Below are 23,392 nucleotides of genomic sequence, written 5' to 3' on the forward strand. Positions count from 1 at the left end.
ATGCGAGCTAATTATAAAACCGTAAAACTGTACGGAGAGAGTGAATTCGTCATCCAAAAATCCCGTTTTCTGTCATTTGTCAAGAGAGTCGAGACAGAACAAGAGGCACTGGACTTTATTCAGGACATCAAAAAGGACCATCATACAGCTACACATAATTGTTCAGCTTATATCATAGGAGAACATGACCAGATCCAAAAAGCGAACGATGACGGTGAACCTTCTGGTACAGCCGGCTTTCCTATTTTAGAAGTTCTAAAAAAGCAACACCTAAAAGATACCGTGATTGTCGTCACTCGCTATTTCGGTGGCATCAAACTCGGTGGTGGCGGATTAATCCGCGCTTATGGCAAAGCAGCTTCTGAAGGCATTGCCGCAACAGGTGTTGTGGAAAGAAAATTACACGCACTAGTTAAAGTTTCTATTGATTATACATGGCTAGGTAAAGTAGAAAACGAAGTAAGGCAATCCGACTACCCGTTAAACGACATCATCTATGAAGAGGACGTTGAACTCTTTTTATATGTTCCTGAAGAAGATCAAGAGATTTTTGTGGAATGGATGATGGAATTAACGAACGGCCAGGCAATCATCGCCACAACCGGACATAAATTCCTAGAGTTCGACATCTGACTATACGTCCAATCGAAAACCGGGTATAATGGTAGAAGGTGGATCCTATGAGCATTAGGTCTGATTTTATTTGGTCACTATGGATTTTTATGTGAAGATGTGTAACTTATCATCAGAATCAACTTCCCATAGATTCGCCATTGACGGTTTTTTTCTGCCGCACACCCTGGAGGTTAAAAATGAAAAGAGAAGAGTATCGGAAAAAGAAGGTTTCTAAAACGAAGCGCTTTTTAAAAATAGCATTATTTACGTTCTTCATCGCGGCCGTAGTTGTTTCTACTTATGCATTCAAGCTTCATAACCAAGCGATGAACGTACTAGATCGTTCGTATGAACCTATTGCCAAGCAAGATCCGCCAGAAATATATGTAGAACCTGCAAAAGATAAAGTGTCGATTCTATTGATTGGCGTAGACGAAAGCGAAGCACGCCAGGATCATGAAGTGCACGGAAGATCAGATGCTTTAGTGCTTGCAACTTTGAATCCTAGAACCAAAAGCATCAAACTCGTCAGCATACCTCGTGACTCCTATGTTTATATTCCACAGGTAAACTATAAAGATAAAATTACACACGCCCATGCGTACGGTGGAACGAAAGCTTCTATTGATACAGTTGAAGAGCTATTTGATGTTCCAGTCAACTATTACGTCAAAATGAACTTTAATGCATTCATCGATGTTGTAGATGCACTTGGCGGTGTAGAAGTTGAAGTTCCATACGAGCGTATCGAGAAAGATGAAAATGATAAAAATGCGATTCATCTAATGCCAGGACTTCATCGCCTGGACGGGCGCCACACATTGGCTTTAGCACGTACTCGTAAACTAGATAATGATATCGAGCGCGGTAAACGTCAGCAAATGATTCTTCAAGCCATGATCAAAGAAGCGACATCGATTACATCCATTACAAAGTACGGGGACGTCATCAATGCACTTGGCGATAACATGAAGACCGATATGACATCCAAGCAAATATTGTCGTTTATTCAGTATATAAAAAGCGGACTACCAGACGTTGATACCATCACATTGACAGGCTATGACGATATGTCGACAGGTACGTACTATTACAAATTAGATGAGCAGAAGCTAGAAGAAGTAAAGCAGATTTTAAAATCCCACTTAGGGTTCATCCCTGACTCCTCTTCTTTAACTGAGCTAGACACGGATCAATCCTCCGCATCCGTTTACACCAATTATCAATAGCTTATTCAGAAGCGATGAAGCCCTTTCCGGTTTCAGCGCTTTTTTGTGGAGAATGAAAGGTAGAGGGTTGTGGAATCTAGGAGAGTTAGTAAAGGAAACTTAAGGTTTTGATTTTACATCTTTAAATCCAGAAAACACCACAAAGTTAGTCGTATGCGTTAGTTTTTCACTTATTACATTCAAGTTCATATGACTAGGACCGTGATATCTTAATCTAAAATCATTAATTTCAGAAAACCACACTAGTTGATCGTAAGTGGAAGGCGGCGAGTGCAAAGATGTGCTCCTAACGCTTCGCTTTTACTCGCAAAAGCCGTTCTTCGTTACGGCTCTTCCCGGAGGATCAGCGTGCGCCTTGAGACCCTGGACTGAACGAAGTGAGGGAAGCGGCTCAAGCCACGCCCTCGGGAAAGCGTCCGCCTGGAACGTCGATCAACGGTGCCCTCCCCCTCAACAATCACTTCTTCTTTAAACATTTCAGCATAAAAAAAGCCCTCATCCGCTTCGCAGCAGACAAGGACACGTTTTTCTTATTTACCAATCATGCGTACTAAATTTAACAACGGACGATAATTCGCTCCTGCCAGACCAATCAATTCTACAAACAGTTCAATTACAATCAGCATGACGAAGACCAGAAGCAATGCGCCCCACACTGTTGCTTGTGAGAACAAAACAGCGGCTGCTCCGAAAAGAATTGCAATACCATAAATCGTAAGCACAGCTTGTCTATGCGAGAAACCTACGCGCAATAAACAGTGATGCAAATGCGACTTATCTGCTGCTGTAATAGACTGTTTCATGCGAACGCGTCTAACAATCGCGAAGAATGTGTCTGAAATCGGAACGCCTAGCATGATAATAGGAATAACAAGTGATACAACGGCGACATTCTTAAAGCCGAGTAATGCCAGTACCGAAATCATAAATCCGAGGAACAGCGATCCAGTGTCGCCCATAAAAATTTTCGCTGGATGGAAGTTGAACACTAAGAATCCAAGCGAACTAGCTGCCAATATGGAAGCTGTTGCAGCAACAAAGACATCTCCCATTAATAAAGCCATTACCGTAATGGCAATGAGCGCAATAGTGGAAACACCTGCTGCTAAACCATCTAATCCATCAATCAAATTGACAGCGTTCGTGATTCCGATGATCCAAATGATCGTGATCGGAATACTGAAATAACCAAAGTCAAGCTGACCTAGAAACGGCAAGTTGATGAATTCAATTTGTAATCCGCCCCATAGAACCACAACTAACGCAGCCGCTAGTTGGCCTAACATTTTTGCTTTTGCTGTGATTTCCAGCATATCGTCTAAAAAGCCAATCATGACGATCAGTACCGCACCGATTAGGATGCTTACTGCGTGCTCGTCTTTCGGCAATAATATAGCATATCCAATAATAAACGCTCCGAAGATTGCGAGCCCGCCGATTCTAGGCATGATTCTCGCGTGAACTTTCCGATAATTGGGGCGGTCAACCGCACCGATCCGATACGCGAATTTGATGACTAGCGGTGTTAGTATGATTGCAGCGATAAAAGCTACAGACATTGCAATGAATAACATGTCTTTCCTCCCCAAATAGCATTAAGTACATATCTCCTTGTAGTATAACATAATTTTTGCTAGAGTTCATCATTTAGCATGCATTACTCATCTATTCCCTTACTCCCTTACTTGCAAACCCTAATAAATACCGCCACAACGAGGATTTAACCATTTTACATGTGGTACATTGTGATCAATCTATTGTTCTTCTCTATCTATATATAGATAGTCTTTTATCGATCCTTTTGGTAAAATAGATAGGAATCTCTCATTTAAGATAGAGATTTATAAAGGAGCGTCTAATTCATGTTAAAAATCTTTAAACGTAGAACTGGAACGAGTGAACGACAATTGCGTAAATACCGCAAAATTGTGGAGCAGATTAATTCACTAGAACCTAAATATATCGCTATGTCTGATGATGATCTATCTGGAATGACAGATCAATTCAAACAACAGTTGGAAGACGGCGCAACTGTCGAGACCATTATGCCGGATGCATTCGCAGTCGTACGTGAAGCATCTAAACGGGTTCTCGGTATGCGCCATTTTGATGTGCAACTAATCGGTGGTGCTGTATTAACAGAAGGTAATATTGCTGAAATGCCGACCGGTGAAGGGAAAACACTCGTCGCTTCTCTCCCATCCTATGTACGCGCGCTTGAAGGTAAAGGCGTTCACGTCATTACAGTCAATGATTATCTGGCAAAACGAGACTTTGATCAAATCGGTCAAATTCATCGCTTCCTTGGATTGACTGTTGGATTGAATGTTCCGATGATGCAAGGACCAGCGAAGCAAGCCGCTTACGAAGCAGATATTACGTACGGTGTTGGAACAGAATTCGGCTTTGACTATTTACGGGATAACATGGTGCAACACACTTCACAAAAAGTGCAGCGGCCTTATCACTTCGCTATTATCGATGAAGTCGACAGCGTCTTGATCGACGAAGCGAAAACACCATTGATTGTAGCAGGCAAAACGCAAGCCGATGCGGATCTTCATCATATCGCAGCCCGCCTAGCCAAACGCTTTAAAGTAGATGAAGATTTTGACTTTGACGAAGCAACAAAGGCAACTTCCCTTACCGAAAAAGGTATTGAAAAAGTCGAGAAAGCATTCGGTATTGGGAACTTGTACGATTTAGATCACCAAACACTTTACCACTACGTCATCCAGGCTGTCCGTGCGTTCGTCATCTTCAAGCGTGATGTCGATTACATCGTACGAGACGGAAAAATTGAATTGGTAGATATGTTCACTGGCCGCATTATGGAAGGGAGAACTTTATCAGATGGTCTTCACCAAGCAATTGAAGCTAAAGAAGGCGTCGATATTACAGACGAAAATAAAGCACAGGCTCAAATTACCATTCAAAATTATTTCCGTATGTATCCAAAGCTTTGCGGAATGACAGGTACTGCAAAAACTCAGGAGAAGGAATTCCGTGAAGTCTATAATATGGATGTAATCCAAATCCCGACGAACCGCCCACGTGCACGAATCGATGCTCCTGATTGCGTTTTCAGAACGACAGAGGAAAAGTATAAAGCAGTAGCAAGAGAAGTAGCCTCTCGTCACGCAAAGGGACAACCTGTATTGGTCGGTACTACATCTATTCTCCAGTCCGAAGCAGTCGCCAAGTATTTACGTGATGAAGGATTGAAGTTCCATCTATTAAATGCGAAAAGTGTCGAACAGGAAGTTTCATTGATTTCCGAGTCTGGACAAGCGGGCAATATTACCGTCGCTACGAATATGGCAGGTCGCGGAACGGATATCGTCCTAGGTGAAGGCGTGGAAGAAAACGGTGGACTATTTGTATTAGGTACAGAAAAACATGAAAGTCGTCGTGTAGATAATCAGTTACGAGGCCGTTCAGGTCGTCAAGGTGACCATGGAGAAAGTCAATTCTACCTTTCTTTAGAAGATGAAATGTACATACGCTTCTCTCCTGAAGAACTCGAGAAATTCTTGATGAAAGTCCGTACGGATGAAAATGGTAAAGTACTGAACCCTGAAGTAGATGAACTGACGGAGCGCACACAACGGATTGTGGAAGGCGCGCACTTCTCTATGCGTGAGTATAATCTAAAATTAGATGATGTCATTAATGATCAACGTGAAGTCATCTATTCTTTACGCAATCGCGTACTTGAAGGCGAGGACATTTTCGATAAACTCAAGACGATGTTGTCAGAAACAGTGGAGTTCGTTGTGTTAGATAGTTGCCCAGAAAATGAAATTGCCGATAACTGGGATTTTGATCGTATCGAGCGGACTATGAACGCACTTTTACTGACGCCGGTAAATCTTCCCAATTCATTAGATAGAACCGCAGATATAATGAAAGAGTACGATGAAGAAATGGCAGAGTTGTTTGCATTTATTGACACTTTCACTGATAATGAACAAGTGAGCCAACTGTTGCCACAAGTCATGTTGAGCTATATTGACACGATGTGGGTTAAGCATTTGGAAGTAATGACTCGTCTAAAAGAAGGAATTGGATTGCGTTCATACGGACAAGAAGATCCTATGCGTATTTACCAGCGTGAAGGCTTGCAGTTATTCGCCAAGCACTATCAACGCCTACGCCGGGATATTGCGTCTGAGATTATCGCATTCATGAAGCAACTCAATACAGAACAGGAGGTTTCCCAATGAAACTCTTCAATTTATTCAAAAAAACCGAAAAAACCGGATTGGACAGTACAGTTGAATCCGAAGAAATTTTAGAAAATAGTCAAGCTGTTTCAGGCGATGAAGATATCGAAACAGAACTATCTCTTCATGAGCAATGGAATCTTACACAGGAGCAGGAATATGTTTTTCGTTTCCTAGCAAATGAACTAGAGCCTTTAAAACCAAATCAAATCTCCTTATCGGGTATCGATATCGATTTGGAACCTGCGAACGGTAGCTGGTTAGTTAAAGCATTCTTCCGTTCTTCCCTTGATCAAGCGATCACTGTAGGCGAAATCGAGTTATTATTACTTGATGAAGAGGGCAATACAGCCGCATCTGCGGAGTTCGATTTGAATGAGTTAGGTGAAATCCCAGCGCGCAGCGCACGTCCATGGGTATTCGTTTTCGAAAAGAAAGATCAATTAGTAGAAGAAATCCCTGCAGCGAATTGGAAGCTTGCATTCAACGTTCACTCGATGATGCCACATCAATTAGAATTAGCACCAACATGGGAAGAACAACTCCCTGCTGAGCAAAAAGAAGCGTTATCAAAAATAGTCAACGATCTTCCGAAATTAAAGCCACGCGAAGTAAATATTGCCGGTTTCCAAATCCAATCACAAGATGAAGGTACGATTGCAGCATCCGTTTTCGTTCGTAACGGCCACTCTAAACAAATCAATATTGAAAAGTTACCGCTTGAATTGATTGACGCAACAGGAGAATTGGTAGCTCGGGGAACATTCGACCTTAATCCTCCACTTTCCGTGAAAGCAAACAGCACAACTCCTTGGACATTCATCTACCCTAAGGAATTAGTGAAGAAAGAAGAACCGGATTTCTCTCGTTGGACAATCCGCGTTCCACAAGACGCAACTAACTAATATTTACCGGATAAGCTGGGGTCTCCCCCTCTCTATCCGGTATTTTTTCACAAAAAAATCGATCCTCCACGTAGGAGGATCGATGTCTCTTCTATTAAATACCCGCAACACGCTTCGCACCTATATAGCGCTTGCCCCAATACGTATCATTTACTCTATCAACACGCACACCTTTTGATGTAGAAGCATGTGCGAACTTGCCATTTCCAACATAAATTCCAACGTGAGAAACACCGCGTCCTGTCGTGTTAAAGAATACTAAATCACCATTACGAAGGTTTGATTTCTTTACAGCACGCCCTGACGCATACATCGCGCTTGAAGTTCTTGCTACTTTTAAACCATTTTGCTTGAATACATACCCAACATAACCTGAGCAATCAAACCCTGCTCTAGTCGTACCGCCATAGCGATATTTGATTCCCGTTAAACTAGTTGCTGTCTTTGTGATATTCGTTGTTTTACCCGCTGCATCTGCTTGTCCCGCAAATGGTGAGACGATTAAAAGTGTGGAAAGTGCTAGGACTGATATAACTTTTTGTAATAGACTCATAAGTTCCTCCAATGATAGTATGTATTTTTAGTAGTTTACTTGTCTGTTTATGTGTACTTATTTTAGCATTTTGTAAACTCTTCAATTATTACAGTAATGTAACAAGATTGTTTCAGGAAATGAACAATATGTTACGCTTGAAATATACATGTTTAAAATTGGCAAATCCATGTACTAGGTTGATGATATTGTACAAAAAAAGACTGCCCTAGAAGTCAGCTTGCACTTCCAGGATAGTCTCTAATAATGCTCTATTTTACTCAATCAAGCTGTAAATCAGTGATCACAATTACATCCTCATGACGCAATAGCTTTGTAATAGGCCACTCCGTTGTGACCTCTCCAGCTTTCAATTTCTCCATCGCCGGACGCTTCTTCTCACCAAACGCCACCATGATCAACTTCTTCGACTTTACAATAGAAGAGATCCCCATCGTTAATGCGTTATTCGGAATCTTATCATCGTTTTCGAAGTATTGACTATTAACGCCAAGTGTAGAGTCTGTCAGTGTCGCAACATGTGTTACAGAATCAAATGGCGTTCCTGGTTCGTTGAATGCGATATGACCATTCTCCCCTACTCCAAGAAGTTGAATATCTAACGGATTGGAATTCAATTTACTCTCGTAATCTTTACACTCCTGATCTAAATCTTCAGCCATGCCATTCGGAATATGCGTTTCTTTGAACGGCTTTTTACTGAATAGATGCTGATTCATAAAGTATGCATAGCTATTCGGGTTTTCCGCGTCAATACCGACGTATTCATCTAAATTGAATGCAGTAATATTTGAAAAGTCTAACGACGAATTAGTCCATTCATTGTAAATCGGAATCATCGTGCTACCTGTAGCCAATCCCAGTACATGCAATCTATTATTATGAAGTTCTTCAGAAATCAGTTTAAATACTTCTTTGGCCCCTTCATTGGGGTTTTCTACTGTTATCCATTTCACATTTTCCATTTCACACACCGGCTTCCTAGGTTTTACCTAATTATATTGTAATTTCAATCCAACATACGGTCAACATTGAACCCCTGTTACCTCACTCTTATTCCCCAATTTACTCACTGTTACACTTGAATTTTTTATGCATCTGACATATTTCCTCTAGTTCCTTCAACCTGTTCCAAATCGCAAATACAGCGAAATGTGTATGACAAAAGCATGTAAAGTGGTTGAACATATTGTGAACATTACGTTTAATCTTCTATTCATAGGGATTTCCCTAATACTTTATTCCCCCGCTAGTATTATGATAAAAGTATGAATTCCATGTAGACGAGGAGGTGGCCGTATTGAGCAAGAAGATATCTTCTACAAATCAACCAAAAGAAGAAGCGAATTTAAAAGGTACCCTGATCATGGTGATGATCATCGGGATCGTCATTCTTGTCATGTGGTTTGGCGCTTACGGATTATTCTTATCTAGATAATAACTAGCAATAAAGGAGGAAACACTATGCATTTGCATAAGTATGAAAAAGTATGGATTGTGTTCGGTTTAGCATCATTGGTTTTATTCTTACTCATTATTGGTTTTGCGGCGTTCTGGAAAGGAACACATCCACAGAGTCATATCGAAACAATCGATCCACAAAATGTTGAAGCGAACGAATCATTCCAACCTGATAATCTCGGTTTGACAGAAGTTGCTGACGGTAAGTACGTTGTCAATATTGTCGCTTCCGCTTTTAACTATGACCTTGGTAAAGAAGAAGACGGAACCGCTACTAAGACGATTCGCGTACCAAAAGGTTCCACAGTTCTTTTCCAAGTAACGAGTAAAGACGTTGTCCACGGATTCCAAGTGGCAGGTACAAATGTCAACATGATGGTCGAACCTGGACACATCAGTCGCTTCGAATCAGTCATGAAAAACAACGGCGAATTCACGGTAGTCTGTAACGAATATTGCGGCATCGGTCACCATTTGATGTTCGGCACAGTGGAGGTGTACTAACCCATGGAATTATTTAATTTCTCAAAAAAAGAATCCAGATTGTATATGGCTTTTATGCACGTCACATTCATCTCTCTTTTAATCGGTGGATTGATGGGACTGCTTCAGACATTAGTTCGTTCTGGTAAATACACATTACCTTTCAACATTGATTACTATACGATTTTAACGACACACGGTGTCATACTCGGTTTAGTATTGACTACGTTCTTCATCGTCGGTTTCCAATTTTCTCTTATGGGAAAAACAGTCGGTATTTCAGACAAACAATTAATGTGGGGCTGGATTTCATTCTGGGTCATGTTGGTTGGTACGGTGTTATCTGCATGGATGATCTTAACAGGTGAAGCTTCTGTATTGTATACATTCTATACTCCGCTTCGCGCACATCCTATTTTCTACATCGGTCTAACATTCGTCATTGTAGGGAGCTGGATCGCCGCTTTCACTAACTTCCGTCAACTATATGTATGGAAGAATGCCCATAAAGGTGAAAAGTCTCCTTTACTAGCATTCATGGTAGTCATCAATATGATTATGTGGTTCGTCGCAACACTTGGTGTGGCGTATTCAGTCATCGTATTGATCTTACCTTGGTCACTTGGCTACGTCGCAACAGTTAACGTATTATTGACACGTACATTATTCTGGTACTTCGGTCACCCGCTTGTATACTTCTGGTTGTTACCTGCCTACATGGCTTGGTATGCAATTATCCCGAAAATCATCGGTGGTAAACTATTTAGCGATCCGTTAGCAAGACTTGCGTTCATTTTATTGTTGATGTTCTCGATTCCAGTCGGATTCCATCACCAATTGACCGAGCCAGGTATTGATCCAACTTGGAAGTTCATCCAAGTAGTCTTAACGTTCATGGTAGTCATCCCTTCTTTGATGACTGCATTCTCATTATTCGCTACATTTGAAATTACAGGCAGAAGAAAAGGCTATACATCCCTATTCGGTTGGTTCAAAAAACTTCCTTGGAAAGATGTTCGATTCTTAGCACCTTTCGTTGGTATGGTGGCATTTATTCCAGGTGGAGCAGGCGGTATCATTAACGCTTCTCACCAAGTAAACTCTCTTGTTCACAACACGATTTGGATAACAGGGCACTTCCACTTAACAGTTGCAACAACCGTTATTTTAACGTTTTTCGGTATTGCGTATTGGTTGATCCCTCACTTGACTGGACGTCGATTGACTCCTACATTGAATAAATTAGGTATCATTCAGACGTTCATTTGGGCAATCGGTATGACGATCATGTCAACTTCCATGCATATTCAAGGGCTAATCGGTGGACCACGTCGTTCAGCATTCTCTGAGTACGCAGGTGGAGATCAAGTTTCTACATGGATCAGCTATCAAATGTGGCAGGCTGTCGGTGGAACCATTTTATTCGTTGGTATTCTATTGATGTTCTACATCTTCATTCAATTGGCATTCTTCGCTCCACGTGGTTACGAAGAATATCCAATCGCTGAAGAAGAAGTAGATGCTGAGAAATCACCGAAAATATTGGAGAACTGGTATGTATGGGTTGGTATTACAATTGCATTAATTTTATTCGCATATACGATACCGATGATCGATATCATTAAGCACTCTCCTCCTGGATCCATTCCATTTGACTGGCCTATTGGACGTTCTTAAACAGCAGAAAAGCCCTGAACAATCCGTCGTATTCTTCCGGAATGTTCACGGGCTTTTTCCACAATTTACACGATGCGATAAAATAAATCCCAGCAATTTCTTATAAAATATATAATCGTCATGAACAAGTAACAAGACTTCCGAACTGTTTCGAGGCCGCAAAAATAAATTTCAGGGTATTTACACACGCATCAAACCTAACTAACTATTAAACTATTGGAAAAGATAGTTCCAAAGATACGTTTAATATCCAATAGTGTATTGTATGATAGGTTTATAGGTTTAATAACAAATTAATACTCTGCAGTACAAAGTACCAAATCTAGTATACTAAAAGGAGATACGTCGAAATGAAGAAAATTGCCCTAGCCGCGATCGCCTCTTTTTTGCTTGCAACAAGCATCTCAGTTGGCAGTGTTGCCGCCGCATCGAAAACGCATGTTGTGCAAGCAGGAGATACTCTTTACAAGATTTCCAATCAGTACAAGATTACGGTAACCGAACTGAAACGTCTGAATTCTCTTACTTCTAATGATATCAAAGTTAAACAGAAACTAATAGTAGAAAATAAAGCAACCTCTTCAAAAACTGTTTCTTCTACTAATTCATTGGGCACATTATCATCTAGCAAGCCAGTGACACAGCCAAATACTTCTATTACTAGCCAGGCGCTAGGTAAAAAACTAGTAGATATTACGCAACCTTTGCTAGGAACTCCATATGTATGGGCAGGTGTAACACCGGCAGGATTTGATTGTAGCGGATTCATTTTTTATGCATTCAACGAAGCTGGCGTTAAAGTTCCTCGATTAGATACAATCGGTTTCTATAACCGTTCTCTATTCATAAAAGATCCGGTAGTAGGAGATTTGTTATTCTTCCAAAATACATATCGCCCCGGCATCTCACATATCGGTATTTATCTCGGAGACAATAAGTTCATTCATGCGGGGACGAAAGCTATTGAAGTTGCCTCACTAGATTCTTCCTATTGGAACGCACATTTCATGGGCTTTAAGCGCTTTGTAGACGTAAAATAAATAACGGGTTGTCTTGTAAGTCATAATGACTTGTAGGACAACCCTTTTATTTATATTATCGTGCAGAATAACCACCATCAATCACAAGCTCTGCGCCTGTAATATAAGACGCTTCATCCGATGCCAAGAAGAGTACTGCATTCCCCACATCTTCCGGTTGACCTAAACGCTGGAGTGGAGTCATTTTAATCAACATATCAAGTTGTGCTTTAGACTCTTCAAGATTTGCAACCATCGGCGTTTCAATAACTCCCGGGAACACCGTGTTTACACGGATTCCTACCTGTCCATATTCCGCCGCCGCTGCTTTAGAAATTGCACGTACCGCACCTTTAGATGCAGAATATGGATTCAAGCCCATACCAACCAACGCAGTATAAGAAGAAATATTGACGATTGCACCTTTTTTCGCTTCTTTCATATATGTTGAGGCATGTTTCATACCTAGGAATGTACCGAAGCTATTAATATCTGAAAGTCTGCGCCAGTCTTCAATCGTGATTTGATCTACAGTTTTTTCAGTTGAGATCCCGGCATTATTCACAAGAATATCAATTTTACCGAAATGATCGACAGCCTTTTTCATAGCATCTTTCCATTCTGCATCTTCAGTCACATTCAATTTGATAGTGAGAATATCGTCCTGACCGCCCCACTTCTCTTCAAGTGCAGCTGTATTGATATCAGCTGCAATTACTTTCGCACCTTCTGCCGTGAATTGCTTTACCATCATTTCACCCATACCGGATGCTCCACCTGTAATGAATGCTACTTTGTCTTGTAATCTGCTCATCCTATATCTCTCCTTTATTGTTGTTACTACTATATACTTTAACATTAAAGTATATTGGATTCAATTATACGATTTGATACTATCTTCTTCAATGACGGAATATTTATACATCCCCTTCTTTATACACTCCTTGTATAGACCATATGCATACGGTATAATTAGTGTTGTATATATACTCTAAAAATGGAAGAAGTGAACAAACATGTTCAAAGATCCACGTTATCTACATTATAATGCAGCGGGCTTCCGGCAGGATTTGATTGCAGGGATTACTGTTGGAATTGTAGCCATTCCACTTGGGATGGCTTTTGCAATTGCTTCCGGTGTGAAACCGGAATACGGGCTGTATACTACGATCATCGCTGGTCTCTTAGTTGCCTTGCTAGGCGGTTCACGTTACCAGATCGCTGGCCCTACTGGCGCATTCATTCCCATATTACTAGCTATTGTACTGCAATACGGTTACGAAGATCTTCTGATCGCCGGATTTCTCGCTGGTATTCTTCTCGTCATTATGAGCTTTCTCGGTGTCAGTAATCTCATTCATTTCGTCCCGCGATCGGTGACAATCGGATTCACTGCCGGTATAGCAGTGATTATTTTTACTGGACAATTCCAAAACTTCTTTGGATTGACGGGAGTAGAGAAAAAAGAGTTCTTCCATGAAAGCATGGTGGAAATCGCTCGTCAATTTCATACCGTCAATACCTTTAGTATCCTGACTGCCGCAATCGGTCTCGTTGTCATCTTCCTATTACCGAAAATCGCTCCCAAAATTCCGTTGCTCCTTATTGCGCTGTTGGTTCCTACTATCTGCTCGATGTTGTTCTTCCCAGGTAAAGTAGAAACGATTGGGACAGCATACGGGGGCATTCCGCAACATCTGCCCAGTTTTCATTTTCCTGAAATCACGTTCGCTAAGCTAGTGAATCTATGGCAACCCGCTTTAATCATTGCTGCACTCGGTGCAATCGAATCGTTGCTTTCCGCAGTCGTTGCAGATGGAATGAAAAGTAAGGTACCCAAGCATGATTCCAAGAAAGAATTATTCGGTCAAGGTATCGCCAATATCATTACACCATTATTCGGTGGAATCCCAGCTACAGGTGCCATCGCACGTACCGCCACAAATATCGGTTCTGGCGCGGTCAGTCCAATCTCCGGTGTTGTGCAAAGTTTATTTGTCTTAGCTTTCTTATTACTATTTGCACCTTATGCTTCTTATATACCGTTGGCTGCAATGGCACCCATTCTAATGTTCGTCGCGTGGAATATGAGCTCACGAAAAGCCTTCGCCCAAATCGCTTCGTTACGCTCAGGAGATTCACTTGTGTTACTGACAACTTTTCTTTTGACCATATTCGTGAATCTAACAATCGCAGTCGAAGTCGGAATCTTGCTTGCCGCCCTGTCATTCTTACGCAAGATGAGCGGCTCATTGGATATTAAAAAGAGTAAACTATCCGAGGTTGAAAAATTCAAGTTATCTACGGGAAATGAATCTGAGCTGATCAAATTCAAACTCTCTGGTCCTCTGTTCTTCGGTACAGCCAAACATTTCGAGGATCGATACCCTGAATTATTGAATCTTGAGCAGAAGACGATTATTTTGGACATGAAAAATCTGACAGCCATCGATGCCACTGGTGAAGCAGCCCTTTCCGCTATGCTCGACGAAGCAGACCGCCAAAACAAGCGACTCATCTTTAAAAGAGTACCCCCTGAGAAAGTGAGCTTGTTCAAACGTAGTGGTTTATATGACAAAATTGGTGAAGATAACTTCTTTATGCAATGAGTCTTGGATTTGAGCTAGTAAGTGGTCAGTATCTCGGCTGTGGTTCTGCCAACACAAAAAGCTTCCACTCAACTGAGTGAAAGCTTTTTTCATATCATTACAACTTCCATTTAAACCGAGCATACCCCGCAAGTAGAAGGAAGTTCACTGCAGCACTGATGACAGTACCATATGCAATGGCCTGCGCACCCATCTGATCAACAAACGCAAAAATAATACCAATATTAATTCCAAACACGCTGATCAAACTAAAGATAATAGGTGTGATCGAATTACCTTTTGCATAATAAAAACGAGTGACATACGTATTCGCCGCTAAGAAAAACATCGACAAAGCGAATACTTTGAACACCGGCACCGTCAGCATAACGGACTTCTCATCGAAATTCCCATAACCGAATACTAATCGGATGAGCGGCTCGGCTAGGAAGTAGCAGAACACCGTCGCTGGCAATAGTAACGCGACCATGTAGAGCATGCCTTTCTTGTAAAGCGCCTTGACCGTATTTGTATCCCCCTCGCCTTCTTTCTTCGCGAGCATCGGATAGATAACCGTCGTCACAGCCGTCATGAGAATCGCTTGTGGAAAGCCCGTTAGTTTCGATGCGTAGTTAATAGAAGAAATCGCACCTTCTCCTAATCCCCCCGCCGCAATACGGTGAATAATGAAGTAAAACTGCAATGATGCGCCACCGAATAAAATGGGCAGGGCGAGCCACCACATTCTCTTAATATCCGTCGGCATGCCGAATGAAGGTTTCAGAGAGGAAAGATCTGCACGTTTAATACCCCAATACAAGAAAAGCCCCATTAGGATTGCACTGACCATCGCGCCCACGCCATAGGATTCGGGACCAAGCCATCTTGTTAGCGCAAAGCCCACCGCAACAAATGCTGCGTTATACAATAAGATAGCGAGACTTGATAACTGAAAGCGGTCATTGATATTTAATAATCCACTCATCCATGTTGACATGACCAATACAATTGAAGAAGGCATCATCCAAAGGAAGAGATTTCTTACTAATGTGTAGTCTTCATCACTTAACTCTTTAAAGAATAGATTCAGAATTGGATTCGTCAAGACGATAATTCCTAGTGTAACGAGTGTAGCGGTCATGACGACTGTCGTGAATGCTTTGCGTACAAATAATGGTCTATCCATATTCGACGAATGGTAGATTGATATAAAGGCAGTCGTCAACGCTCCACCGAGCACTAGATAAATGAAGTTCGGAATTGTATACGCTGTCGCGATGGCATCCGCTACTGTCGAAGTACCATATTGTATGCCAATCACGACTTCCCGCCCGAAACCAAACAATCTGGCGACTATATTAATGATAGCGACAGTGCCAATGATTTTGAATAATTTACTCATTTGGAAGATCCTTCCCATTCTGTTCATAGATATCGTTCAACCTTTGGACGATTACTGTTGAAGAATGTTGCTGAATCACTTGTTGTGTGACTTCATGTTGCTCTCTTGTCACTTCATTCGCAAGTGCTTCTTCGAGTCCAGTAGCCAAGGCTTGCGCGTTACGTGGCTCGACTAACGTTCCGACATCGTCTTTTAACAAATAAGGAATGCCTCCCACATTCGTTGCTACAACTTTGGCTCCCGAGGCAAGTGCTTCGAGCGCCACCAAGCCAAAACCTTCATGATAAGAAGGTAACACGAGAATATCGGTTGCTGACATCCATTTCGCGAGTTCAGTCTGGCTGACAGGCTCTTTAAAGCGAATGCCTGAATTGTTGCCGACTTTTTCTATCGCTTCCGCTGTAAAACGCTGGTCCTTTTGCGAACCTACTATATATAGAAGAAGATCGTCATAGGTCTCTTGTAATTGTGTAAATGCATTGATCAATTCCATGACACCTTTTGCTTCAATAACGTTTCCTACAAAAAGCACTACACGTTCATTCAACGGCACGTCCAGTAAAAGCCGAACTTCCTCTTGAGCCATTGGCTTGAAGACACTCGTGTCCACCCCCATACTCATGATTTCTACTTTGCTAGGGGCTATTCCATAATCCGTAATGACATCATTTCGCAACTTCTCTCCAACGGTAATCACCCCTGAAGATTCTTGTAAAATGCGTTTCGTAAATTTTGCGATACGTTCACTTTTTTTTGCCATTTTATCTAAATCTCCACCATGCACCGTCACAACGTACGGGATCTTCCATAATTTCTTTGCAAGCAACGATACTATTCCAGTAGGAAACGCGTAATGCGCATGTGTAATACTAATTTTCTTTTTATGCTGTAAAACATATAGAAGGGATTGTATTCCCCATGAAAGATAGTTGGTTATCTTCCCGATCTTTCCTATACCGGGATCATGTATGGCGATAACTTTCACATCTACGCCAGCATTTTTTAATTGTTCCACTTGGTTTCTCACAAAAATTCCATAGGTTGGATGCTCCGTGGAAGGATACATATTACTAAATACTACTACTTTAGGCACGCATAACTCATCCTTTATTACTTACTGTCATAATCTACTAAGCACTTTGATATGTTGAATGATTATACCACATACTACGCGTATATAACGTCATAACGTCCATAAACTGACTATCTTATTTATTCTGATTAGGGGAAATGTCGTGAGTTATTCATATGAACATTTCATTCATATGTCAGCGTGTAATTTTCTTGTAATATAAATGTAATAATTCCCATGTTTATTCGTGCTAACATATTCCTAGAATACAAAGCGCAACAGTGATTGCGTGAAAGGGGAATTTGAGCACAGCATGAAACGTCTATTAACTCTGATCATGGCAAGTCTACTATTCTTTTCATTTGTACCAGAATTTGCTTCTGCGAACTCACCAACATCATTAATAAGCACAGCAAAAAAATATATGGGAACACCTTATCGTTTAGGTGGGACAACCCCAACAGCTTTTGATTGTTCAGGATTCACGCAATACGTATTCAAAGAAGAAGGCATTTCTATTCCGAGAACGACTGGTCAGCAAATGGCAATCGGCACTCCTGTTACTAAAAGCGAACTAGAAGTTGGAGATTTAGTATTCTTTAATACATCAGGTCGCGGCGTATCACACGATGGCATCTATATAGGTGATAATAACTTTATTCATGCTTCTGTTAGTAAAGGCGTCATGATATCCTCATTGGATGATCCATACTACTGGAAGAGCCGTTATATCGGTGCACGTCGCGTAGCGAACTTCACTGATAATGTAAGTACAGAGAACAAAGTTGCAGCGTCTGCTCCAGTTAAAGAAATTGTGTATGCCACTCGCGGTGAAATTGCACAGGTACTTGCAGAAAAATTAGATCTTGATATGACAACTGTTACTATGACATTTAACGACGTGGATGAATCAAATCCCCACTATAAAGCAATATCCGCAGTCGCTGAAGCGAATATTTTCTCTGGCGATGCAGGTAACTTCAATCCAAATAAAGAATTAACACGCGCTCAAATGGCAAAAGTTTTAGTCGGAGCATTTGAATTAAGAGGTTCTGCTATTGCGAAATTCTCTGATGTTCCCACTGGACACTGGGCAACAGAATATATCAACATTTTATTCTATCACGAAATTACAACTGGTTACCTAGACGGTACATTTGGATTGTCAGATAAAGTATCAGTCGGTCAACTAAATAAATTCATCGATCGTATCAATAATTGATGATCCTACCGAATGTTCAAACTAGAACATTCGGTTTTCTTTAAATTCACCTCTATCTCCCACTTCCGTACCACCTCTCCTTAAGTAGTAATGAAGAATCATAATCATACTACTTCTAATTTACGAACCATGACGAAAATATCTAGTAATTAGTTTTCATAACTGGTAAAATGAACCTATGAGTCTAGTAATACATTATATATTAAGGAGGATCTCATGAAACAATTTAAATGGGCAACAGTCGGTCTGTTGCTGCTAACTATCTTAGCTCTCTCACCTCTTCAGTCATTTGCAAGCTTCAAGTTTTCCGACGTCCCCGCCAACAGTGAATATTTCAAAGAAGTCCATTACATAGCGGAAAAAGGGATTATTAATCAAACACCTAAATTCAATCCTCAAGATAACTTACGACGTTCACATGTTGCGAAGATGCTCGTCATGGCAACTGGTACACAAAATACACAATTAAAAAACATGGAAATTAACGGACTGAAGCCGACTAGTGAACAATACAAGTTTGCTAACATTGCCCTTCAAAAAGGATACTTCCCTAATACTGATGCAAACAGCTTCAAACCGAACGAAGAAATTAAACGCGATGAAATGGCCTACGCGATGTCAGTGGCGTTTAACTTATCCGAAAAAGTAACGAGCCAAAAACCTCTAGGCATGGATGATGTGAAAAATCACAAATACGCTGATCGTATCAATGGTTTGTATTACGCAGGTATTACACAAGGCGACAATAAGAAATTCTTACCGAATAATTTATTAACACGTAAACAATTTGCATTATTCGTTGCACGTGCGATGGACAAGCAGTTCGCATTGACTGTTAAAACTCCAGACCAACAATCAAGCGTGAAGTATGTGCGCGTAGCAACTGGTGATGATACAGATCCATTGAACGTGCGTAGCGCACCTTCTGAGTCTTCTGCTATTATCCATGTGTTGCCTAACGGTACAGTAGTAGAAGTAACAGGCAATCAAGGCATTTGGTTGAAAGTAACTATCAATGGTGTAGAAGGTTATATCCATGAATACTTTACGACAACTAATCTAAATGAAGCGAAACCGAATACACCCGTAGCAACATCACCGCCTGTTACTACACCAAAACCAACACCTGTTGCGAAAACAATGGGTAAAGTGACTGTAAATAATTTAAATATGCGTTCTGCAGGTAATTCCAGTGCACCTACTGTCGGTAAGCTTCAATCAGGTCAGAAAGTAGAAGTCTTGTCCGTTTCCGGATACTGGGCAAAGATTCGCACTGGCAGCACAACCGGTTATGTGCACAAAACATATTTGAAATTGTTGAATCAAACAGGTAATCCATTGAAAGATCGTATCATCGTTATCGATGCTGGTCACGGTGGACATGATCCGGGCGCAGGTAAAAACGGTCAATCCGAAAAAACGATCACACTGAATGTTTCAAAGAAAGTCGAAGCGAAGTTAAAAAATGCTGGTGCTAAAGTGTTAATGACGCGTTCCAATGATACGTATTATTCACTACAAGCACGTACGGATTTCGCCAAGAAGAATTTTGCAGAAACATTCGTTTCCATTCATGTGAACGCAGCAGGTTTTGCTGCAAAAGGAGCAGAAGTTTTCTATGATTCTTCTTCCAACGTAAATGCAACAGAAAGTCGCGATTTGGCTTCATTCATCCAGCGTAATATTGTGCAAAAGGCGAATATGTCTGATCGTGGTGTTAAGAATAAAGGTTTCTATGTAATCAAAAATAATAACGTAGCTGCTGTGCTTGTGGAGTTAGGCTTCATTACAAATTCTCAGGACTTTGCGAAGTTGACAAGTGAACAGTATTTGAATATTTATGCTGATGCGATCTACACAGGTCTATATCAATATTACAGCAAGCAATAATGTCATCCACCTCCTAGAAATATTCTGGGAGGCTTTTTATATGTTACTATTGTTGGACGACTGGCGATTCTGCGCTAATATGAGCCAAGTTATGGTTCATTACCCAACTCCTCACCCCACTTCTCAAGCAAAAAAACCGTTATAAGAAGCAAGCTCCCCATAACGGATCATTTCATTAGCCAATCAGCTGATTAACCTCTTTAGCAAAAACATTTTGTGCCTTAGAAATATCTACTTTATGACCCATCTCGTTCAACGTTTCACCAATTTGCATAACTGCTTTCTCTAACATATCCGCTGTTGTATTCCCCATATGTCCGATACGGAACGCCTTTCCAGCCAAATGAGCGAGTGAGCCCGATAAAACCGTGCCCTTGTCCGCCATAGCCGACCGGAACTTTCCGTCATCAATACCTTCAGGATACAAAATACAGCTCAATGTTGGCGCCGCCACTTCTTCTGACGCAATCGCCTTCATACCATAGACTGCTAGACTTTGTCGAACAGCACGACCGAATGACTGATGGCGTTGAATACGTGCGTCTAGCCCTTCTTCTAATACGATACGTAGTCCTTCTTCAAGCGCATACACTAAGTTTACAGCAGGCGTCGCGAAATATTTTGAAGGATCGTGCATGATTGGAATCCAATTATAAATATCACAATAGTAAGCTTGCACACGCTCCATAGCGGCACGAGCTTCCAAAGCTTTCTGATTAAACGCGACAAGCGCAATACCTGGTGGAACACCAATGGCTTTCTGCGACCCAGTTAAGACAATATCAATCGTGTTCCCTACTCCACCGTATTCTTTACTCATGTCCTCATCCATCGCAGTAGTTGCACAAACGCCGTCTACGATGACAAGAGCACCATGCTTCTTAATAACCGGCACAACTGCTTCCAAATCAATCCTTACTCCAGTCGATGTGTCTGCATGTGTTACAGTAACTGCTTTATACCCACCTTCAGACAATTTCTTGTCAATTTCTTCAGGAGAAACTTGTTGACCCCATTCAGATTGCAATACGTCTACTTGAATACCGAATGCTTGTCCCAATTTAATGAAGCGGTCACCGAAATATCCTTGGCTAACGACGAGAAGTTTTTCCCCTTCCGCAATCGTATTGACAATCGCCATTTCCATTCCAATCGTGCCTGAACCAGCGACTACAAATACCTCGCCGTCTGTATTAAAGATTTCTCTCGTCTGATCAATAGTATGTTTATAGATTTTGACAAAGCGCGGATCCGTATGCGACCATGTCTCACTCGCCATTGCATCATAAATAGAATCCACTACTGGCGTGGGTCCAGGGATTAACAGCATATCTTTATTTCTCATTATTTAATTCCTCCTCTGAATGAAGTACATATCTCTTATACTATACAAACTATCTAAATTTTTCAAATAAAAGAAAAGGAGGGAATTGGATGTAAATATCCAATTCCCTCTACATTTCACAACATCTGATGAAAGATGGTGTGACCCCGTTATCATATGAATACCCCTTTGTTGCAGCGAACGAAACTTTCTCCCAAAAGTCACGTTCGGTAAAGCAATGCCGCTATTAGAACTGTGCTGTTTCAGTTGAACCAGACATAGCCGTTGTTGAAGATTGACCTTCAGAGATAACTTGTGTAACCTCGTCGAAGTAACCTGTTCCAACTTCACGTTGGTGACGAGTAGCAGTATATCCTTTTGATTCATTTTCAAACTCTGCTTGCTGAAGCTCTGAGTAAGCAGCCATTCCGCGAGTTTTGTAACCGTGTGCCAATTCGAACATGCTGTGGTTTAATGAGTGGAAACCAGCAAGTGTTACGAACTGGAACTTGTAGCCCATCTTACCAAGTTCAACCTGGTACTTCGCGATTGTTTCTTGATCAAGATTCGCTTTCCAGTTGAATGATGGTGAACAGTTATAAGCAAGCATTTTTTCTGGGAATTTCGCGTGAATTGCGTCAGCGAATTCTTGAGCTTCTTCAAGTGATGGGTGAGAAGTTTCACACCAAACTAAGTCAGCGTATTCAGCATAAGCAAGTCCACGTGCGATTGCTTGTTTGATACCTGGTGTAGTTTTGAAGAATCCTTCGTTCGTGCGCTCTCCAGTGATGAATGGAGCATCAATTGGATCGATGTCGCTAGTTACCATGTCAGCAGCGTCAGCGTCAGTACGCGCGATGATTACTGTGTCAACGCCTAGTACGTCAGCAGCTAGACGTGCAGCTGTAAGGTTGCGAACTGCGTTTTGAGTTGGAAGAAGTACTTTACCACCCAAGTGTCCACATTTCTTTTCAGATGCTAATTGGTCTTCCAAGTGAACACCAGCAGCTCCAGCTTCGATCATGCCTTTCATCAGTTCAAACACGTTCAATGGACCACCGAAACCAGCTTCCATGTCCGCTACGATTGGAGCGAACCAATCAAATCCGTCTTCACGGCCTTCAGCGTGGTCGATTTGGTCAGCACGTTGAAGTGCTTGGTTGATGCGTTTAACAACTGCAGGTACAGAGTTTGCCGGATATAAACTTTGGTCAGGATACATTTGTCCTGCAAGGTTTGCATCAGCAGCAACTTGCCATCCGCTTAGGTAGATTGCTTGTAGACCAGCTTTAACTTGTTGAACTGCTTGGTTACCCGTAAGTGCACCTAGTGCATTAATGAAATCTTCTTCATGAAGAGATTTCCAAAGGCGAGCAGCACCCTTTTCAGCTAGTGTATTTTGAATTAGAAGTGAACCTCTTAATTTAACTACGTCCTCAGCTGTGTAGTTACGTTTGATCCCTTTCCAACGGCTATCTTCAGCCCAGCTTTTCTCCAGTTGCGCAATTTGTTCTTGTCTTGTTGACATTATCTTCACACCTTCCCAATTTTTCAACGGCTAACTGTTACAGTCTGTTTCATAACAGCTATCTTCGTTATGTATTACTATATAACAGCGCTTCAGAATTGTCAGTTCATTCCGACAAAAAGGCTTTTTAAGTGGATGAAAGAATGATAGAATGGATGAAAGGGCATACATTGAACTATAACTATATAAAAAGGGGAT

At 41.3% G+C, this 23,392-nt stretch carries 19 protein-coding genes; 11 read left to right on the top strand and 8 right to left on the bottom strand.

The window, feature by feature from the left end:
• Both CSV67_RS08375 and CSV67_RS08380 read left to right on the top strand, forming a co-directional pair.
• Window positions 1-633, top strand: a complete 633-nt coding sequence (locus CSV67_RS08375) for a YigZ family protein (protein ID WP_099631141.1) — start codon at window positions 1-3, stop codon at window positions 631-633.
• Window positions 634-812: 179 nt separating this feature from the next.
• Window positions 813-1,844 carry an LCP family protein gene (locus CSV67_RS08380; RefSeq protein WP_099631142.1) on the top strand — a complete coding sequence of 344 codons (1,032 nt, stop codon included), beginning with the start codon at window positions 813-815 and terminating at the stop codon, window positions 1,842-1,844.
• A gap of 530 nt (window positions 1,845-2,374) precedes the next feature.
• Here the strand turns inward: CSV67_RS08380 and CSV67_RS08385 are convergent.
• Window positions 2,375-3,418 carry a glycosyltransferase family 4 protein gene (locus CSV67_RS08385; protein ID WP_099631143.1) on the bottom strand — a complete coding sequence of 348 codons (1,044 nt, stop codon included), beginning with the start codon at window positions 3,416-3,418 and terminating at the stop codon, window positions 2,375-2,377.
• Window positions 3,419-3,706: 288 nt separating this feature from the next.
• Here CSV67_RS08385 and secA2 point away from each other — a divergent pair, with 288 nt between their 5' ends.
• Window positions 3,707-6,070 carry an accessory Sec system translocase SecA2 gene (gene secA2 / locus CSV67_RS08390; RefSeq protein WP_099631144.1) on the top strand — a complete coding sequence of 788 codons (2,364 nt, stop codon included), beginning with the start codon at window positions 3,707-3,709 and terminating at the stop codon, window positions 6,068-6,070.
• Window positions 6,067-6,975, top strand: coding sequence for an accessory Sec system S-layer assembly protein (locus tag CSV67_RS08395; protein ID WP_099631145.1), 909 nt, complete (start codon window positions 6,067-6,069; stop codon window positions 6,973-6,975). The genes secA2 and CSV67_RS08395 overlap by 4 nt, the downstream gene beginning before the upstream one ends.
• Before the next feature lie 94 nt (window positions 6,976-7,069).
• On the opposite strand, the gene CSV67_RS08400 is transcribed toward CSV67_RS08395, so the two are convergent.
• Together CSV67_RS08400 and CSV67_RS08405 are read right to left on the bottom strand one after the other, a co-directional pair.
• Window positions 7,070-7,528 (bottom strand): C40 family peptidase, encoded by a 459-nt coding sequence (locus tag CSV67_RS08400; RefSeq protein ID WP_099631146.1) that lies wholly within the window; start codon window positions 7,526-7,528, stop codon window positions 7,070-7,072.
• A 260-nt stretch (window positions 7,529-7,788) separates the two neighbouring features.
• A complete protein-coding gene (locus CSV67_RS08405) occupies window positions 7,789-8,493 on the bottom strand; it encodes a glucosamine-6-phosphate deaminase (RefSeq protein ID WP_099631147.1) in 705 nt (234 codons plus the stop codon).
• 335 nt (window positions 8,494-8,828) lie between these two features.
• Here CSV67_RS08405 and CSV67_RS08410 point away from each other — a divergent pair, with 335 nt between their 5' ends.
• The 4 genes from CSV67_RS08410 to CSV67_RS08425 all read left to right on the top strand — a co-directional run bounded on the left by CSV67_RS08410 (window position 8,829) and on the right by CSV67_RS08425 (window position 12,189).
• Window positions 8,829-8,966: a cytochrome c oxidase subunit 2A gene (locus tag CSV67_RS08410; protein ID WP_233189615.1), complete on the top strand. Its 138-nt coding sequence runs from the start codon at window positions 8,829-8,831 to the stop codon at window positions 8,964-8,966.
• A 26-nt stretch (window positions 8,967-8,992) separates the two neighbouring features.
• A complete protein-coding gene (locus tag CSV67_RS08415; RefSeq protein WP_099631148.1) occupies window positions 8,993-9,493 on the top strand; it encodes a cytochrome c oxidase subunit II in 501 nt (166 codons plus the stop codon).
• Between the two features lie 3 nt (window positions 9,494-9,496).
• Window positions 9,497-11,149, top strand: a complete 1,653-nt coding sequence (locus CSV67_RS08420; RefSeq protein ID WP_099631149.1) for a b(o/a)3-type cytochrome-c oxidase subunit 1 — start codon at window positions 9,497-9,499, stop codon at window positions 11,147-11,149.
• Window positions 11,150-11,499: 350 nt separating this feature from the next.
• Window positions 11,500-12,189 (top strand): C40 family peptidase, encoded by a 690-nt coding sequence (locus CSV67_RS08425; RefSeq protein ID WP_099631150.1) that lies wholly within the window; start codon window positions 11,500-11,502, stop codon window positions 12,187-12,189.
• 55 nt (window positions 12,190-12,244) lie between these two features.
• On the opposite strand, the gene CSV67_RS08430 is transcribed toward CSV67_RS08425, so the two are convergent.
• The gene (locus CSV67_RS08430) at window positions 12,245-12,982 is read right to left on the bottom strand and encodes an SDR family NAD(P)-dependent oxidoreductase (RefSeq protein WP_099631151.1); all 738 of its coding nucleotides are present in this window, start codon (window positions 12,980-12,982) and stop codon (window positions 12,245-12,247) included.
• A gap of 202 nt (window positions 12,983-13,184) precedes the next feature.
• Between CSV67_RS08430 and CSV67_RS08435 the strand changes: the two genes are divergently transcribed.
• The gene (locus CSV67_RS08435) at window positions 13,185-14,777 is read left to right on the top strand and encodes a SulP family inorganic anion transporter (protein ID WP_099631152.1); all 1,593 of its coding nucleotides are present in this window, start codon (window positions 13,185-13,187) and stop codon (window positions 14,775-14,777) included.
• A gap of 97 nt (window positions 14,778-14,874) precedes the next feature.
• Here the strand turns inward: CSV67_RS08435 and murJ are convergent, their stop codons facing one another.
• Together murJ and CSV67_RS08445 are read right to left on the bottom strand one after the other, a co-directional pair.
• Window positions 14,875-16,158, bottom strand: coding sequence for a murein biosynthesis integral membrane protein MurJ (murJ, locus tag CSV67_RS08440; protein WP_099631153.1), 1,284 nt, complete (start codon window positions 16,156-16,158; stop codon window positions 14,875-14,877).
• Window positions 16,151-17,251: a glycosyltransferase gene (locus CSV67_RS08445; protein WP_099631154.1), complete on the bottom strand. Its 1,101-nt coding sequence runs from the start codon at window positions 17,249-17,251 to the stop codon at window positions 16,151-16,153. The genes murJ and CSV67_RS08445 overlap by 8 nt, the downstream gene beginning before the upstream one ends.
• A 292-nt stretch (window positions 17,252-17,543) precedes the next feature.
• On the opposite strand from CSV67_RS08445, the gene CSV67_RS08450 reads away from it, so the two are divergent.
• Window positions 17,544-18,452 carry a C40 family peptidase gene (locus CSV67_RS08450; RefSeq protein ID WP_099631155.1) on the top strand — a complete coding sequence of 303 codons (909 nt, stop codon included), beginning with the start codon at window positions 17,544-17,546 and terminating at the stop codon, window positions 18,450-18,452.
• Between the two features lie 216 nt (window positions 18,453-18,668).
• Complete coding sequence (locus CSV67_RS08455; protein WP_099631156.1) at window positions 18,669-20,342, top strand: N-acetylmuramoyl-L-alanine amidase; 1,674 nt, start codon at window positions 18,669-18,671, stop codon at window positions 20,340-20,342.
• A 175-nt stretch (window positions 20,343-20,517) separates the two neighbouring features.
• Here the strand turns inward: CSV67_RS08455 and CSV67_RS08460 are convergent, their stop codons facing one another.
• Together CSV67_RS08460 and aceA are read right to left on the bottom strand one after the other, a co-directional pair.
• A complete protein-coding gene (locus CSV67_RS08460; protein WP_099631157.1) occupies window positions 20,518-21,687 on the bottom strand; it encodes a pyridoxal-phosphate-dependent aminotransferase family protein in 1,170 nt (389 codons plus the stop codon).
• A gap of 226 nt (window positions 21,688-21,913) precedes the next feature.
• Entirely contained in the window at window positions 21,914-23,194 is a 1,281-nt protein-coding gene (aceA, locus tag CSV67_RS08465; protein ID WP_099631158.1) for an isocitrate lyase, read from the bottom strand.
• Between the last annotated feature and the right edge of the window lie 198 nt (window positions 23,195-23,392).

The organism is Sporosarcina sp. P2, from assembly GCF_002743255.1.
In the GTDB taxonomy this organism is placed as follows: Bacteria; Bacillota; Bacilli; order Bacillales_A; family Planococcaceae; genus Sporosarcina.